Genomic DNA, 15,161 nt, shown 5'->3' with positions numbered 1-15,161 from the left:
GGGAAGCAACCGACCTACGCCGAGGCGAGCGCTTGATCCTTTACGAGTATCCCTTCAACGAGCGAATCCGGACGCTGTTGCGTCTCGAAGACCTGTTCGAGCGCTTCACGTTCTTTCTGACTCAGGAAGATCCGCGGGAGCATCATGTCGCGTTGATCACGCTCTTCGAGATCGCCGAAGTCGCGGGCCGTACGGACCTCAAAGCCGATCTCATGAAGGAACTGGAGCGCCAGCGCCAGACGCTTGCGCCCTTTCGCGGCAATCCCGGGATCGAACAAGAAGCGCTGGAAGCGGTGCTGGGCGAGATCGAACAGACGCTCGCGGGCCTTGCGGACATGCACGGCAAGACCGGCCAGCATCTTGCGGACAACGAGTGGCTTGCAAGTATTCGTAGTCGTACGATCATTCCCGGCGGTACGTGCAAATTCGATTTGCCCTCGTATTACGCGTGGCAGCAGTTGCCGGTGGAAGAGCGCCGGCAGGACATCGCCAAATGGGTCATGCCCATGCTCGCTTTGCGCGACGCCGCCGCCATCGTATTGCGGCTTGCGCGCGAATCCGGCCAGGCGTCTAAAGTCATGGCCATGCAGGGCAGCTATCAACAGATGTTGTCCGGCAGAACGTATCAACTAATGCAGGTGCGGGTGTCGCAAGAAGTTCGCGTGATTCCCGAAGCAAGCGCAAACAAGTACATGCTGTGGGTGCGTTTCACCGTGCAGGACGGCGATCTCAAGCCGCGCGCCGTCGATGTCGACGTGCCCTTTCATCTGACGCTTTGCAGCCTTTGAACCCGAGCATTTCGGTTTCGTATCGAGGATAGATCGAAGCCCGCTCCATTCGTTACGTCTCATCGTCATGACCACTGTCGTCAAATGCCCGACCTGCGCCAAGGAAGTTCGCTGGGTACCGGAAAACCGTTTTCGTCCGTTCTGCTCTGAGCGTTGCAAGCAGATCGATCTGGGCGCCTGGGCCACCGAAAAGTACAAGATCGGAGGCAACGCCCAGGAAACGCCGCCTGACGACGACACGCGCGGCAGCTTGAACTAGGCTTCTTCGGCGAGCCATTCCAAAATGGGAATGGCTGCAGGTAGCAGCGGCGCCACGTCCACCGGCAGAGTCTGCCAAGAGATAGCCTGCCCTTCGCGCCCGAGCGGCTCGCCCTTCCACTCCGTCACCTTGCAGAAAAACAGCCGCACGTAGGCATGCGGATAATCGTGTTCGAGCGTGCGCCAAAGTTCACAGGCGACCACGTCAATTCCCAGCTCTTCATGCAACTCCCGGCCAAGCGCAGCCTCGACGCTCTCTCCTCGTTCCAGCTTGCCGCCCGGAAATTCCCAGTAACCTTCGTATGGCTTGCCCGGCGGACGCTGCGCAAGCAGATAGCGCCCGTCCGGCTGAACCATGACGCCGACGGCCACTTTCGTCACCTTGCGGCCATCGGGTGCAAGATCGATGGTCGCCTCGTTCTCGTGCCTGGCGTCGGTCATGTCCGTCATTGCTTGCGTCCCGACCAGTCGCGCGCGAACTGCCATGCAACACGGCCCGAACGCGAACCGCGCTCGAGCGCCCAGACGAGCGCATCGCCACGAGCGCCGGTAATCTCGGCTTCATCGACGCCGAAATGCTTCAGCCAATGGCCGACGATCGCCAGATAATCGTCCTGCTTGAATGGATAGAAGCTCACCCACAGCCCGAAACGCTCCGACAGCGAAATCTTTTCTTCGACGACTTCGCCCGGATGAATCTCGCCATCGGACGTGTGCTTGTACGTCTCGTTTTCGCTCATGTACTCGGGCATCAAGTGACGGCGATTCGACGTCGCGTAAATGAGCACGTTGTCAGACTGCGCGGCAACCGAGCCGTCGAGCGCGACTTTGAGCGCCTTGTAGCCAGACTCGCCTTCCTCGAAGGAAAGATCGTCGCAGAACACGATGAAGCGTTCCGGCCGCGTTGAAATGAGATCGACGATATCGCCAAGGTCGTGCAAATCGTCTTTGTCGACTTCGATCAGACGCAAGCCGTCTTTCGAATAGGCGTTCAGGCAAGCCTTGATGAGCGACGATTTACCCGTGCCGCGCGCGCCCGTCAGCAACACATTGTTGGCGGGCAGCTTTTGCACGAACTGGCGCGTATTCTGTTCGATCAGGCCTTTCTGACGGTCGATGTTCTGGAGATCATCCAGCGCAATCTGCGAAACAGCCGTCACCGGCTGCAAATAGCCGCGCCCCTGGCGCTTGCGCCAGCGAAACGCCACTGCGGATTCCCAGTCGATTTCCGGCGCCGCGGGCGGCAACATGCCTTCGATGCGCGCCAGCACCGCTTCGGCGCGCGTGAGGAATTGTTCGAGCTTGTCCATGGTGTCTTTTTCTTGGGCGCGCCGGATCAGGAGCGATAGTCGGCGTTGATGCTCACGTAATCATGCGAAAGGTCACAGGTCCAAACGGTGGCTTGTGCGTCGCCACGGCCGAGCAGCACGCGAATCGCGATCTCGCTCTTTTTCATCACGCGCTGGCCGTCTTCTTCGCGATACTCGGGGTTGCGCCCGCCCGCTTTCGCGACGAGCACGTCGTCGAGGTAAAGATCGACCTTGCCGACGTCGAGGTCCGCCACGCCCGCATAGCCGATTGCCGCGAGAATACGCCCGAGATTAGGGTCCGACGCATAGAACGCGGTCTTCACGAGCGGCGAATGGCCGATTGCATAAGCAATCTGGCGGCACTCCGCGACGTCCTTGCCGCCTTCGACGGTGATCGTCATGAACTTGGTCGCGCCTTCGCCATCGCGCACGATGAGCTGCGCCAGTTCTTGCGCGACGGCAGTGACTGCATCGCGCAAAGCAGCGTAAGCGGGTGAATCCGTCGAAGTGATTGCCGGCAGGCTCGATTTGCCCGACGCGATCAGAATGAATGAATCGTTGGTCGAGGTATCGCCGTCGATGGTGATGCAGTTGAACGAGCGATCCGCAACGTGCTTCACCAGTTCGTCGAGCACGGGTTGCGCGACGTTGGCATCGAAGGCGAGGAACCCGAGCATGGTGGCCATGTTCGGCTTGATCATGCCCGCGCCCTTGCTGATGCCCGAAAAGGTCACCGTGTGGCCGTCGATCCGAACCTGACGCGACGTGGCTTTCGGCAGCGTGTCCGTGGTCATGATGGACTGCGCGGCTTCGAACCAGTGCGCGGCCTGCTGATTGGCCAGCGCGGCAGGCAAGCCCGCTTTCAGACGATCGAGCGGTAGCGGCTCGAGAATCACGCCCGTGGAGAACGGCAGGATCTGCTGCGCGTCGAGGTTCGCGAGGCGCGCAAGCTCCGCGCAAGTCTCGCGAGCGATCACGAGGCCCGGCTCGCCGGTGCCCGCATTCGCGTTGCCCGTGTTGATGACGAGCGCGCGAATGCCCTTGCCGCCCGCGCGAACGGCTTCGAGATGCTCGCGGCAGACGATTACCGGTGCGGCGCAAAAACGATTTTGCGTGAACACGCCCGCCACGGTCGCGCCTTCATCGACGCGAATGACCAGCACGTCCTTGCGATTGGGCTTGCGAATGTTCGCCTCGGCCCAGCCTAGCGTGACGCCGGCGACGGGATGAAGCGCTGCGGGATCGATCGAGGGGAAATTGACGGCCATGTTCGCGACTCAGCTGTAGGTGACGCGTGCCGGTGAGAAGACCAGGCCGGCACAGGATGAAGGACTGACGCGCGCCGGGAGCGGAGCGACGCCGTGAAACGCGCGCGAAAGCGCCAGATGGACAAACGACGCATTGCTGCGTCGCTTGGTCCGTTTCGTCTGAGCAGCCTATTAAGCCAGCTTGCCGTGACAGTTTTTGTACTTCTTCCCGCTGCCGCACGGGCACGGGTCGTTGCGGCCGACCTTCGGCAGATCGTCGGCTGAACGTGTGACGACGCTGACGTCGTCGCCTGCGGACATAGCCTGATTGACCATCTGCGCGGCGGCAGTTGCCGCCACCGCGGCAGGCGCGGGCGCTGCCGCCGGCGCGTTGAAGTCCGCGTGCGTGAACGACACGTTCTCCAGATGGCTGCCGCGCTCTTCGTACTGTTCGGCGGCTTCTTCGAGCTGCTCCGGCGACTGGATCTGCACGTTCATCACGACGCGCGTGACTTCCTGCTTGACCTCGTCGAGCATGGCCGCGAAGAGTTCGAACGCCTCGCGCTTGTATTCCTGCTTCGGGTTCTTCTGCGCATAGCCGCGCAGATGGATGCCCTGACGCAGATGATCGAGCGCGGCCAGATGCTCGCGCCAGCGGCTGTCGAGCGTCTGCAGCATGATCGAGCGTTCGAACGCGCTGAATGAATCGCGGCCGACCATGGCGACCTTCGCCTCGTACGCTTCGTCGGCGGCGGCGAGCACGGCTTCGTTGATTTCCTCGGCGTCGATGGAGTTCGACTCGTTGATCATCTCCTGCACGGCGAGATCGAGCGACCAGTCGTTGCGCAGCACTTCTTCAAGCTCGGGCGCGTCCCACTGTTCCTCGATACTGCCCGCCGGCACGAAGTTGCGCACCAGGTCGCCGATCACGCTCTGACGCATGGCCGCGATGGTTTCCTGCACGTCCGTCGCTTCCAGCAACTCGTTGCGCTGCTGATAGATCACCTTGCGCTGATCGTTTGAGACGTCGTCGTATTCGAGCAGTTGCTTCCGGATGTCGAAGTTGCGCGCTTCCACCTTGCGCTGCGCCCCTTCGATCGACCGCGTGACCATGCCCGCTTCGATCGGCTCGCCTTCCGGCATCTTCAGGCGGTCCATGATCGCGCGCACGCGGTCGCCCGCGAAAATGCGCAGAAGCGGATCATCCAGCGAAAGATAGAAGCGCGACGAACCCGGATCGCCCTGACGGCCCGCGCGGCCGCGCAACTGGTTGTCGATACGGCGCGATTCATGCCGCTCGGTCCCGATGATATGCAGGCCGCCCGCTTCCTTCACGGTGTCGTGCAGCATCTGCCATTCGTCGTGCAGCTTCTGAATCAGCCGGGCCTTTTCGCCTTCGGCAATCGAAAGATCCGCCTCGATGAACGAAGCCTGCTTCTCTACATTGCCGCCAAGCACGATGTCCGTGCCGCGACCGGCCATGTTGGTCGCAATGGTCACGGCGCTCGGACGCCCCGCTTCCGCGACGATGGCCGCTTCGCGCGCGTGCTGCTTCGCGTTCAGCACTTCGTGGCGAATGCCTGCCTGAGTGAGCAGGCCGGAGAGCAATTCCGACGCTTCGATGGACGTCGTGCCGACGAGCGTTGGCTGACCGCGTTCGACGCACTCGCGAATGTCGCGGATGACGGCGTCGTAACGTTCCTTCGATGTCTTGTAGATTTGATCCTGCTTGTCGACACGCTTCGGCGCCCGGTTGGTCGGGATCACGACCGTTTCCAGACCGTAGATTTCCTGGAACTCGTAGGCTTCCGTGTCAGCCGTGCCGGTCATGCCGGACAGCTTGGAATACATGCGGAAATAGTTTTGCAGCGTGATGGAAGCGAGCGTCTGGTTTTCGCTCTGGATCTGCACGTGCTCCTTGGCTTCCACTGCCTGATGCAGACCGTCCGACCAGCGGCGGCCCGTCATCATGCGGCCCGTGAATTCGTCGACGATAACGACCTCGCTGCCCTGCACAACGTAGTGCTGATCGCGGAAGAACAGCGTGTGCGCGCGCAAAGCGGCGTACACGTGGTGCATCAAGGTGATGTTCTGCGGCGCGTAGAGACTTTCGCCCTCGCCGATCAAACCCCATTCGGCAAGCAGACGCTCCGCCTTTTCATGGCCCGATTCGGTAAGGAACACCTGACGCGCTTTCTCGTCGAGCGTGTAGTCGCCCGGCTTTTCGACGCCCGTGCCGTCCGCCTTCTCCTCGCCGATCTGCTGTTCGAGCAGCGGCGGGAGCGCGTTCATGCGCACGTAGAGGTCGGTGTGATCTTCGGCTTGACCGGAAATGATAAGCGGCGTACGCGCTTCGTCGATGAGGATCGAGTCCACTTCATCGACGATGGCGAAGTTGAGCGGCCGCTGCACGCGCGCGTTGGTCTCGTAGACCATGTTGTCGCGCAGATAGTCGAAGCCGAATTCGTTGTTCGTGCCGTAAGTGATGTCCGCCGCGTAGGCTTCCTGCTTCTGGCCGTGTTCCATTTGCGACAGATTCACGCCGCACGAAAGACCCAGGAAGTTGTAGAGACGCGCCATCCATTCGGCGTCGCGTTGCGCGAGGTAGTCGTTCACCGTCACGACATGCACGCCGCGGCCCGACAGCGCGTTCAGATACGCGGCGAGTGTGGCGACGAGCGTCTTGCCTTCGCCCGTGCGCATTTCCGCGATCTTGCCGTAATGCAGCACCATGCCGCCGATCAACTGGACGTCGAAGTGGCGCATTTTCAGGACGCGCCGACTCGCTTCGCGACAGACCGCGAACGCCTCGGGCAGAAGCACGTCGAGCGATTCGCCGCTCGCGACGCGCTGGCGGAACTCGTCCGTCTTCGCGCGTAGCTGATCGTCCGTGTATTTCTCGACGGTCGGCTCGAGGGCGTTGATCGCCACAACGGTCTTTTGGTACTGCTTGACCAGCCGCTGATTGCGGCTGCCAAAAATCTTCTGAAGGAAACCGGTGGTCATCGGATCAGTGTCTGCGTCGCGGCTTCGGATGGGCGCATGTTGCTTGCTGCGTCCGAGTTCGGAGAACCCCGGCGACTTAAGTCCATTGGGTGAAATCGAATCGGGAATTTTAGCACGCGAGTTTGGCAGACCTTACGTCCGCGTGGGCTCGCGCGCGTCGGGGGAACGCGACAGTCAACCGTTTGAAAGTTTGTTCCGGCGCGGTTGCCGAATAAGGCTTGCGCGTCGGGGAAGCGCGCGGGCGCGCGTTACAATCGAACCATTGCGTCGGGCGTTCTCAAGCCAAAAATGAGCCGTTTTTCTACAAATTCAAGATCTGGACCGCAGCGGTTCGATCCGCGCAAGCCACAGGCGCTGGCCGATGTCCTCGATCGCACCGATGCCTTTCGCGCATTGCGGGCAGGCGTCGAGCAAGTGGCGGCGCTGCAGCGCGATCTGAGCACGCTTCTGCCGGATTATCTCGCGGCCAATGTCGAGCCCGGTTTCATCAAGGATGGCGTGCTAGCGCTTTTCGCCGCGCATAACGCGCTCGCGGCGCGGCTGCGCCATATCGAGCCCACTTTGCTCGCCGATTTGCAGCAACGCGGCTGGGCGGTCAACTCGCTGAGAGTGCGCGTGCGTCCGCAATCGATGCAGGACGCGGTGCCGCCCAAGCAAGCGCGGATGTCGGCGGCGGGCGCATCGGCGCTGCACGAGCTTGCCGAGACGCTCGCGCCTTCGCCGCTGCAGGAAGCGCTCGCGAAAATGGCCGCGCGTCATCAAGGCAAAGGCGAAAAAAAATGAGCGATGCTTTCGCACCGCTCATTCGCTTGAAACTCGCTGCCTGAAGTGACTCAGGCAAATGCCGTCTGCGTGTCGAAACTGAAACCGCGCGGCGCCTTCTGAATGTCCTCGAACGTGACCATTTCGTAAGCGTCTTCGTTTGCGAGCAATTCGCGCAAAAGCATGTTGTTCATGGCGTGGCCGCCCTTGTACGCTTTGTATGACGCGAGCAGGGGATGCCCCACGACATACAGGTCGCCAATGGCGTCCAGCATCTTGTGCTTCACGAATTCGTCGTCGTAGCGCAAGCCGTCGTTATTCAGGATGCGGTACTCGTCGAGCACGATCGCGTTGTCCATGCTGCCGCCGCGTGCGAGACCGAGTTCACGCATCATTTCAACTTCGTGCGCAAAGCCGAACGTACGAGCACGCGCGATTTCACGCACATATGACGTAGTCGCGAAATCCACTTCCAACGCCTGACCGGTCTTGTCGACGGCCGGGTGACGGAAGTCGATGGTAAAGCTCAGTTTGAAGCCGAAATACGGGTCCAGACGCGCGAATTTATCGCCGTCGCGCACTTCGACGGGCTTCGTCACCTTGATGAATTTCTTCGGCGCGTTCTGCTCTTCGATACCCGCCGATTGAATCAGAAACACGAACGAAGCCGCGCTGCCGTCCATGATCGGGATTTCCTCGGCCGTTACATCGACATACAGATTGTCGATACCGAGTCCCGCGCATGCCGACATCAAGTGCTCGACGGTGGAAACGCGCGCGCCGTCCTTCTGCAACACGGACGCCAGACGCGTGTCGCCGACGGACATCGCGGACGCGGGAATGTCGACCGGCTGCGGCAAGTCGATACGCGAGAACACGATGCCCGTGCCAGCCGGTGCGGGCTTGAGCGTCAGTTCGACCTTCCGGCCGGAATGGAGCCCGATTCCCACGGTCTTGACTACGGTCTTGATTGTTCGCTGCTTCAACATGATTTTCTTCTTCCGATATGAATTCCCAATAAAGAGAATTAATCGCACTATATAAGCTAATAGGCCGAAGTATACTCCATCCAGTGCACGTCGTCGCGCTCCGGGAGGTTTCAAGTGTTTCCCGGTGTTACCTGCCGATGACAGATTTAATGAAGTAGAACGGGCCGATGGCCGGAATGGAGGCATTTCCGGTCATCGGCCCCAAGTTGCGGCTGTTTGAGAGTGCGTCTGCGGCGTTGTACAGAGACAACGCGACGCCGCTTCACTCAGCGCAACGTCGCCAGGATGCTTTGAGCGTCGCTGACTTCGAACTTGCCGGGCGCTTCGACATTGAGCGTCTTGACCACGCCATTGTCGATCACCATCGCGTAGCGCTGGGAACGAATTCCCATGCCGCGCTCGGTCAAATCCTGATCCAGTCCGAGTGCCTGGGCAAAACGCGCACTGCCGTCCGCGATCATCTTCACCTTGCCCGCGGTTTGAAGATCGCGTCCCCACGCGTTCATGACGAACGCGTCGTTGACGGAAACGCACCAGACTTCGTCGATACCCTCAGCGGAAAACTCCTCCGCCGCCTCGACGTAGCCGGGCACGTGTCTGGCGGAACACGTCGGCGTGAACGCGCCCGGCAATCCGAAGATCACCACGCGCTTGCCAGCGGTCCGCTCGCGCGCCGAGAACCCGTTCGGTCCCACGGCGCAGCCTTCGCTCGGCTCCTCGATGAACTCGAAGAGACGCACATCCGGCAACGTTTCACCCACTTTGATCATGCTCGGTCCTTCCCTCGTCAGTGCCCGCACATTCCGGCGAAGTGCATCGTCCCGCGCTTGACGCTTTATCGCGAAGTTCGACGACACCGGCTTCATCTGCACAGTGGCAAATTCGTGGAGAGCGCCTGGCCACGGCCTGGCGTCCGATTCGATACGTCCTCGAACGCGGCCTTGGACAGTCGCCCCACGTGAAGCCTGCATTGTCGCGCTTCTCGACTCAGCGCGCGTGATAACGGGTGCTACGGCTTCGCTCGTCGCCATGATTCGGCGATGAGGCCCGTCTTAGTCCGCTTGCTTGCGCAGGAACGCCGGGATGTCGTAAGTGTCGACGCCCTTTTCCTGCAATGCCTGCACATGCGATGCCGCCGTTTCCCGCGTCGAACGCCACACTGCCGGCGTGTCCAGCTGACCGTAATCCGTCGGCTGACCATGCTGCGGCGAATACGTGTTGTGCGTTGCGTGCGCATGCGCGACCGGCTGATTGTCGGTGCCCGTGCGCAGGAGGGTCATTGGCGCTTGCTGCTGCTTCTTCGCCGCGCGGCCCAGTCCCGTTGCCACCACCGTCACGCGCAGGGCATCGCCCATTGCGTCGTCGTACACCGCGCCGAAGATCACGGTTGCGTCGTCGGCCGCGTAGCTCTTGATGGTATTCATCACTTCACGCGTTTCCGACAAACGCAGCGAACGGCTCGACGTGATATTCACGAGCACGCCGCGCGCACCCGACAAGTCCACGCCTTCGAGCAACGGGCTCGCCACGGCCTGTTCCGCTGCGAGACGCGCGCGATCGACGCCGGCGACTGTCGCCGTGCCCATCATCGCTTTGCCTTGCTCGCCCATCACGGTCTTCACGTCTTCGAAGTCGACGTTCACGAGACCATCGACGTTGATGATTTCCGCGATGCCCGCGACAGCGTTGTTCAGCACGTCATCCGCGCACTGGAAGCACTTGTCCATTTCGGCGTCATCGCCCATCACGTCGAACAGCTTGTCGTTCAACACGACGATGAGCGAGTCGACGTGATCTTCCAACTGCTGCGAGCCGGCTTCCGCCACGCGCATGCGGCGGCCGCCTTCGAACTCGAACGGCTTGCTCACGACGCCGACGGTCAGAATGCCCATTTCCTTCGCGATCTGCGCGACCACCGGCGCCGCGCCCGTCCCCGTGCCGCCACCCATACCCGCGGTGATGAACACCATGTGCGCGCCACGCAATGCATCGGCGATACGCTCGCGCGCGTCTTCCGCCGCTTCCTTACCCTTGTCCGGCTTGGCGCCCGCACCGAGACCGGTCATGCCCAATTGCAGAACCGCCGGCGCGCGTGAGCGAGCCAGTGCCTGCGCGTCGGTATTCATCACGATGAAGTCGACGCCTTGTACACCTCTGTTGATCATGTGCTGCACGGCGTTGCCACCCGCACCTCCGACACCGACCACCTTGATGATCGTTCCGTTGGTTTCCGTTTCCAGCATTTCGAAATCCATGTTGCCTCCGTCAAGAATGAAGATCGGCGTTATTCGGCGAGAGATCGGGCAACCCCTCACCGCGCGCCAGCCGCCGGTACTGGCACGAATTATATTCAGCGTCTGCTGCTTTTTCTTTCGTGCTACTTATGTTTCTTATTCGATTCAGAAGTTTCCGAGAAACCAGTCTTTCATGCGCGTGAAGACCTGGCCCATCGATCCGTTCTGTACCGCGACCTTGCGGCCGCGCATGCGTTGCGAGCGTCCTTCGGCGAGCAGGCCCATGGCCGTCGAATAGCGCGGATTGCGCACGACATCTGCAAGGCCGCCCGCGTATTCCGGCACGCCGATACGCACTGGCTTCAGGAAAATGTCTTCGCCGAGTTCGACCATGCCGGGCATCATCGCCGCGCCGCCGGTCAGGACGACGCCGCTCGACAGCAATTCTTCGTAGCCGGATTCGCGCACGACCTGCTGCACCAGCGAGAACAGTTCCTCGACACGCGGCTCGACCACCGCTGCGAGCGCCTGACGCGACAGCGTGCGCGGACCGCGTTCGCCGAGACCCGGCACTTCGATCATCTCGTCGGGATCGGCGAGCGCCTGCTTCGCGATGCCGTAGCTCACCTTGATGTCTTCCGCGTCCGGCGTCGGCGTGCGCAGCGCCATCGCGACGTCGCTCGTGATTTGATCGCCGGCGATGGGAATCACGGCCGTGTGACGGATCGCGCCTTCGCTGAAGATGGCGATGTCCGTCGTGCCGCCGCCGATATCGACGAGCACCACGCCCAGTTCCTTCTCGTCTTCCGTCAACACCGCCAGCGACGAGGCGAGCGGCTGAAGAATGAGGTCGTTCACTTCGAGCCCGCAGCGGCGCACGCACTTCACGATGTTCTGCGCCGCGCTCACCGCGCCCGTCACGATATGCACCTTTACTTCGAGCCGGATACCGCTCATGCCGATAGGCTCGCGCACGTCTTCCTGACCGTCGATGATGAATTCCTGCGTCAGGATATGCAGCACCTGCTGATCGGTCGGGATGTTGATGGCCTTGGCCGTTTCGATCACGCGGGCGACGTCCGTCTGCGTGACTTCCTTGTCCTTGATCGCCACCATGCCACTCGAATTGAAGCTGCGGATATGGCTTCCCGCAATGCCCGTGAAGACATTCGTGATCTTGCAATCCGCCATCAGCTCGGCTTCCTCGAGCGCGCGCTGAATGGATTGCACCGTGGCCTCGATGTTGACCACGACGCCCTTCTTCAACCCCTTCGAGTCGCTCTGACCGAGTCCGATCACCTCGTAGTGGCCCTCGCCTTTCAGTTCGGCGACGATCGCGACCACCTTCGACGTTCCAATGTCGAGGGAAACCAGCAGGTCTTTGTAGTCTTTGCTCATAGCGTGCTCATGCCCGTTTTGTCTGCTTACTTCTTGGCCTTGTCGGTGTCATTGATGAAACGCATTCCAGCTGCTCGTATCGCGAAGCCATTCGGGTAACGCAAATCCGCGTATTCGATGTCGTTGCCCCAACGCCCCGTCACCGACGGCCACGACGCGACGAAGCGCCGACTGCGTTCGAGCAATGTGTCTTCATTGCGCTCGCGGCCCAGTTCGAGCTGCGTGCCGTTCGAGAGCTTGACCGTCCACGCGAATCGCGGCGACAGCGTCACTTCCTCCGGCTGCGCGTCGAGCGGCGCGAACCACTTCTGAAAATCGTGATACCGGGCGACCACTTCCTTCGCCGTGCCTTCGGGACCGTCGAACGCGGGCAGGTCGTCGTCGAGTTCGCCCTGGTTCGCCGTGAAGAGTTCACCGTCCACGCTCACCAACTGGTCGTTGCCCCAGGTGCCGAGCGGCTTGTATTCCTCGAGTGTCACTGCGAGCGCATTCGGCCAGACGCGCCGCACGCTTGCATGACGCACCCACGGCATCTGCTCGAACGCGGCGCGGGCCGTATCGAGATCGACCGTGAAGAAATTGCCCTTCAGATGCCCCACCACGCTCGCGCGCACCGTCGGCGTGTTGATGTGCGCCGTGTCGCCGTCGATCTGGATACCGCGCAGACGAAACTCGGGACGCTGTATCGCCCAGATGCCCGCGGCGGCCAGCAGCATGAGCACGAGCATCAAGTGCAGCGCGCTGGCGGCGAGGTTCATTTGGCGAACGTTGTTCCACATGGTTCGTTTGCTTGTGTCCTGTGCGAATGTTTAGTCTTCGAGCGTCAACGACAACACCTTCACCACCAGATCCTTGTAGCTGATGCCCACCGCGCGCGCCGCTTTCGGCGGCAACGAGTGATCCGTCATGCCCGGCGCCGTGTTGACTTCGAGAAAGTACGGATTGCCGTCGAGGTCCAGCATGAAGTCGGCGCGGCCCCAGTCCGTGCAGCCGAGCATGTCGAAGGCGCGCTGCGTCAGTTGCTTCATGCGCGCTTCCTCCGCTTCGGTCAGGCCGCAGGGAATCAGGTACTGGGTGTCGTCGGCGACGTACTTCGCGTGATAGTCGTAAAACTCGCCCGCCGGCACGATCTTGATGACCGGCAAATCCAGATTGCCGGCGATACAGCACGTGAACTCGCCGCCGCCTTCGATGCTCTTCTCCACGATCACGATCTTGTCGTACTTCGCGGCTTCTTCGAGCGCGGGCGCGAGCGTTTCCGCGCTCTTCACCTTGATGACCGCGACGCTCGAGCCTTCCGTCGCTGGCTTCACGAAGAGCGGCAAGCCGAGCTTCGCAATGATTTCGTGCGTGCGCGCGTCGTAGTCTTCACCGCGATACACGGTCTCGAACGGCGGCGTGGGAATGCCGGTCTGCTGCCACACGAGCTTGGTGCGCAGCTTGTCCATGCCGAGCGCCGAACCGAGCACGCCGCTGCCCGTATAACGGATGCCATAAAAGTCCAGCGCGCCCTGCAACTGGCCGTTCTCTCCATAGCCGCCATGCAGCGCGATAAACACGCGCTCGAAACCTTCCGCCTTCAAGTCCGAGAGCGGACGCTCCGCCGGATCGAACGGATGCGCGTCGATGCCCGCTTCGCGCAAACCTTCGAGCACGAGCCGTCCCGAGTTGAGCGAGACTTCGCGCTCGGCCGAGTTACCGCCAAGCAGCACGGCGACCTTGCCGAAGACCTTGGGATCGAGTTGATTCACGTTGCTTTTGGTTGCGTCTTTCATGTTCAGTTCTGGCTCAGCGCGAGCCGCCCGCATACACCGCCGATGGAACCCGCGCCCATGGTGATCACCACGTCGCCGTTGCGCGCAAGCGTCGTCACGGCATCGGGTACTTCGTCCACGGTTTCGACGAACACCGGTTCGACCTTGCCCGCCACGCGGATGGCGCGCGCGAGCGCACGGCCGTCGGCGGCGACGATGGGCGCTTCGCCCGCGGCATAGACATCGGTGAGCACGAGGGCATCGACGGTGGACAACACCTTCACGAAATCCTCGAAGCAGTCGCGCGTGCGCGTGTAGCGATGCGGCTGGAACGCGAGCACGAGCCGGCGATCCGGAAACGCGCCGCGCGCCGCCGCGATGGTCGCGGCCATCTCGACCGGGTGATGACCGTAGTCGTCGATCAGCGTGTACGCGCCTTCGTTGTCGTTCGCCTTCACTTCGCCATAACGCTGGAAGCGCCGGCCCACGCCGTTGAACTCGGCGAGCGCACGCTGGATATCGGCATCCGCGACTTCGAGTTCGGTCGCAATGGCGATGGCGGCGAGCGCGTTCTGCACGTTGTGCGTGCCCGGCAGATTCAGTTCGATATCGAGCGGCGGCGCGTCTTCGCGCAGCGTCGTGAACTTCATGCGGCCGCCGCGCGCTTCGACGTTCACCGCGCGCACTTGCGCTTCGGCGCCGAGACCGTAGCGGATGATCGGCTTCGACACGAACGGCAGGATTTCGCGCACGTTCGGGTCGTCCACGCACAACACGGCAATGCCATAGAACGGCAGGCGATGCGTGAATTCAATGAACGCCTGCTTCAGCCGCGCGAAGTCGTGGCCGTAGGTGTCCATGTGATCGGCGTCGATGTTCGTGATGACTTCGATCACGGGAAAGAGGTTGAGGAACGACGCGTCCGACTCGTCCGCTTCCGCGACGATGAAGTCGCCGGTGCCGAGCCGCGCATTCGCGCCCGCGCTGATCAGCCGGCCGCCAATGACGAAGGTCGGATCGAGTCCGCCTGCCGCCAGCACACTTGCGACGAGCGACGTGGTCGTGGTCTTGCCGTGCGTGCCGGCAATGGCGATGCCCTGCTTCAGGCGCATGAGTTCCGCGAGCATGACCGCGCGCGGCACGATAGGCACGCGACGATGACGCGCGGCCAGCACTTCCGGATTGTCTTGCCGCACGGCCGTGGATACGACGACCGCGTTCGCGCCTTCGATGTTCTGTTCGTGATGCCCGATAGCCACGCGCGCGCCGAGCATCTTGAGGCGCTCGGTGATTGCGTTGTTCGACAGGTCCGAACCGCTGACCTGATAACCGAGATTGAGCAGCACCTCCGCGATGCCGCTCATCCCGACTCCGCCAATGCCGACGAAGTGAATGTGTTTGACGATATGTTTCAT

The 15,161-nt window shown here is 61.7% G+C and carries 14 protein-coding genes; 3 read left to right on the top strand and 11 right to left on the bottom strand.

Features of this window, described 5'->3' with window-relative positions; genetic code table 11:
* Positions 1–32: 32 nt before the first annotated feature.
* Positions 33–788: a cell division protein ZapD gene (zapD, locus tag ACYQ47_RS23985; RefSeq protein WP_244826289.1), complete on the top strand. Its 756-nt coding sequence runs from the start codon at positions 33–35 to the stop codon at positions 786–788.
* A gap of 67 nt (positions 789–855) precedes the next feature.
* The gene (locus ACYQ47_RS23980) at positions 856–1,047 is read left to right on the top strand and encodes a DNA gyrase inhibitor YacG (RefSeq protein WP_244826290.1); all 192 of its coding nucleotides are present in this window, start codon (positions 856–858) and stop codon (positions 1,045–1,047) included.
* Here ACYQ47_RS23980 and ACYQ47_RS23975 read toward each other — a convergent pair.
* From ACYQ47_RS23975 to secA, 4 genes are all read right to left on the bottom strand, one after another.
* Entirely contained in the window at positions 1,044–1,487 is a 444-nt protein-coding gene (locus ACYQ47_RS23975) for an NUDIX domain-containing protein (RefSeq protein ID WP_244826291.1), read from the bottom strand. The genes ACYQ47_RS23980 and ACYQ47_RS23975 overlap by 4 nt on opposite strands.
* 5 nt (positions 1,488–1,492) lie before the next feature.
* Entirely contained in the window at positions 1,493–2,356 is an 864-nt protein-coding gene (locus ACYQ47_RS23970; protein ID WP_459907244.1) for an ATP-binding protein, read from the bottom strand.
* Positions 2,357–2,382: 26 nt separating this feature from the next.
* Positions 2,383–3,624, bottom strand: a complete 1,242-nt coding sequence (gene argJ, locus ACYQ47_RS23965; RefSeq protein WP_310396762.1) for a bifunctional glutamate N-acetyltransferase/amino-acid acetyltransferase ArgJ — start codon at positions 3,622–3,624, stop codon at positions 2,383–2,385.
* Positions 3,625–3,795: 171 nt separating this feature from the next.
* The gene (gene secA / locus ACYQ47_RS23960) at positions 3,796–6,609 is read right to left on the bottom strand and encodes a preprotein translocase subunit SecA (RefSeq protein ID WP_244826294.1); all 2,814 of its coding nucleotides are present in this window, start codon (positions 6,607–6,609) and stop codon (positions 3,796–3,798) included.
* 288 nt (positions 6,610–6,897) lie between these two features.
* On the opposite strand from secA, the gene ACYQ47_RS23955 reads away from it, so the two are divergent.
* Positions 6,898–7,392, top strand: coding sequence for a DUF721 domain-containing protein (locus ACYQ47_RS23955; RefSeq protein ID WP_309844456.1), 495 nt, complete (start codon positions 6,898–6,900; stop codon positions 7,390–7,392).
* A 50-nt stretch (positions 7,393–7,442) separates the two neighbouring features.
* Here the strand turns inward: ACYQ47_RS23955 and lpxC are convergent, their stop codons facing one another.
* The 7 genes from lpxC to murC form a co-directional block, all read right to left on the bottom strand.
* Positions 7,443–8,360 (bottom strand): UDP-3-O-acyl-N-acetylglucosamine deacetylase, encoded by a 918-nt coding sequence (lpxC, locus tag ACYQ47_RS23950; RefSeq protein ID WP_244826296.1) that lies wholly within the window; start codon positions 8,358–8,360, stop codon positions 7,443–7,445.
* 266 nt (positions 8,361–8,626) lie between these two features.
* Positions 8,627–9,130, bottom strand: coding sequence for a peroxiredoxin (locus tag ACYQ47_RS23945; RefSeq protein WP_244826297.1), 504 nt, complete (start codon positions 9,128–9,130; stop codon positions 8,627–8,629).
* A 282-nt stretch (positions 9,131–9,412) separates the two neighbouring features.
* Entirely contained in the window at positions 9,413–10,615 is a 1,203-nt protein-coding gene (gene ftsZ / locus ACYQ47_RS23940; RefSeq protein WP_244826298.1) for a cell division protein FtsZ, read from the bottom strand.
* Positions 10,616–10,759: 144 nt separating this feature from the next.
* Positions 10,760–11,992: a cell division protein FtsA gene (gene ftsA / locus ACYQ47_RS23935; protein ID WP_244826299.1), complete on the bottom strand. Its 1,233-nt coding sequence runs from the start codon at positions 11,990–11,992 to the stop codon at positions 10,760–10,762.
* Positions 11,993–12,018: 26 nt separating this feature from the next.
* On the bottom strand, positions 12,019–12,771 hold the full coding sequence (locus ACYQ47_RS23930; RefSeq protein WP_244826300.1) for a cell division protein FtsQ/DivIB: 753 nt from the start codon (positions 12,769–12,771) through the stop codon (positions 12,019–12,021).
* 30 nt (positions 12,772–12,801) lie between these two features.
* Complete coding sequence (locus ACYQ47_RS23925) at positions 12,802–13,743, bottom strand: D-alanine--D-alanine ligase (protein WP_244828120.1); 942 nt, start codon at positions 13,741–13,743, stop codon at positions 12,802–12,804.
* A 26-nt stretch (positions 13,744–13,769) separates the two neighbouring features.
* Positions 13,770–15,161: a UDP-N-acetylmuramate--L-alanine ligase gene (gene murC, locus ACYQ47_RS23920; protein ID WP_244826301.1), complete on the bottom strand. Its 1,392-nt coding sequence runs from the start codon at positions 15,159–15,161 to the stop codon at positions 13,770–13,772.

The organism is Caballeronia sp. HLA56 (assembly GCF_054655155.1).
The sequence above is the reverse complement of the archived record's forward strand: the minus strand, read 5'-3'. Positions and strand labels throughout refer to the sequence as shown.

Excerpts from the sequence above, each read along its gene's own strand:
- ftsZ (WP_244826298.1), bottom strand. The coding sequence starts at position 10,615 with ATGGATTTCGAAATGCTGGAAACGGAAACCAACGGAACGATCATCAAG.
- ACYQ47_RS23945 (WP_244826297.1), bottom strand. The coding sequence starts at position 9,130 with ATGATCAAAGTGGGTGAAACGTTGCCGGATGTGCGTCTCTTCGAGTTC.
- ACYQ47_RS23955 (WP_309844456.1), top strand. The coding sequence starts at position 6,898 with ATGAGCCGTTTTTCTACAAATTCAAGATCTGGACCGCAGCGGTTCGAT.
- ACYQ47_RS23970 (WP_459907244.1), bottom strand. The coding sequence starts at position 2,356 with ATGGACAAGCTCGAACAATTCCTCACGCGCGCCGAAGCGGTGCTGGCG.
- ftsA (WP_244826299.1), bottom strand. The coding sequence starts at position 11,992 with ATGAGCAAAGACTACAAAGACCTGCTGGTTTCCCTCGACATTGGAACG.
- ACYQ47_RS23980 (WP_244826290.1), top strand. The coding sequence starts at position 856 with ATGACCACTGTCGTCAAATGCCCGACCTGCGCCAAGGAAGTTCGCTGG.
- murC (WP_244826301.1), bottom strand. The coding sequence starts at position 15,161 with ATGAAACATATCGTCAAACACATTCACTTCGTCGGCATTGGCGGAGTC.
- ACYQ47_RS23930 (WP_244826300.1), bottom strand. The coding sequence starts at position 12,771 with ATGTGGAACAACGTTCGCCAAATGAACCTCGCCGCCAGCGCGCTGCAC.
- lpxC (WP_244826296.1), bottom strand. The coding sequence starts at position 8,360 with ATGTTGAAGCAGCGAACAATCAAGACCGTAGTCAAGACCGTGGGAATC.
- ACYQ47_RS23975 (WP_244826291.1), bottom strand. The coding sequence starts at position 1,487 with ATGACCGACGCCAGGCACGAGAACGAGGCGACCATCGATCTTGCACCC.
- secA (WP_244826294.1), bottom strand. The coding sequence starts at position 6,609 with ATGACCACCGGTTTCCTTCAGAAGATTTTTGGCAGCCGCAATCAGCGG.
- argJ (WP_310396762.1), bottom strand. The coding sequence starts at position 3,624 with ATGGCCGTCAATTTCCCCTCGATCGATCCCGCAGCGCTTCATCCCGTC.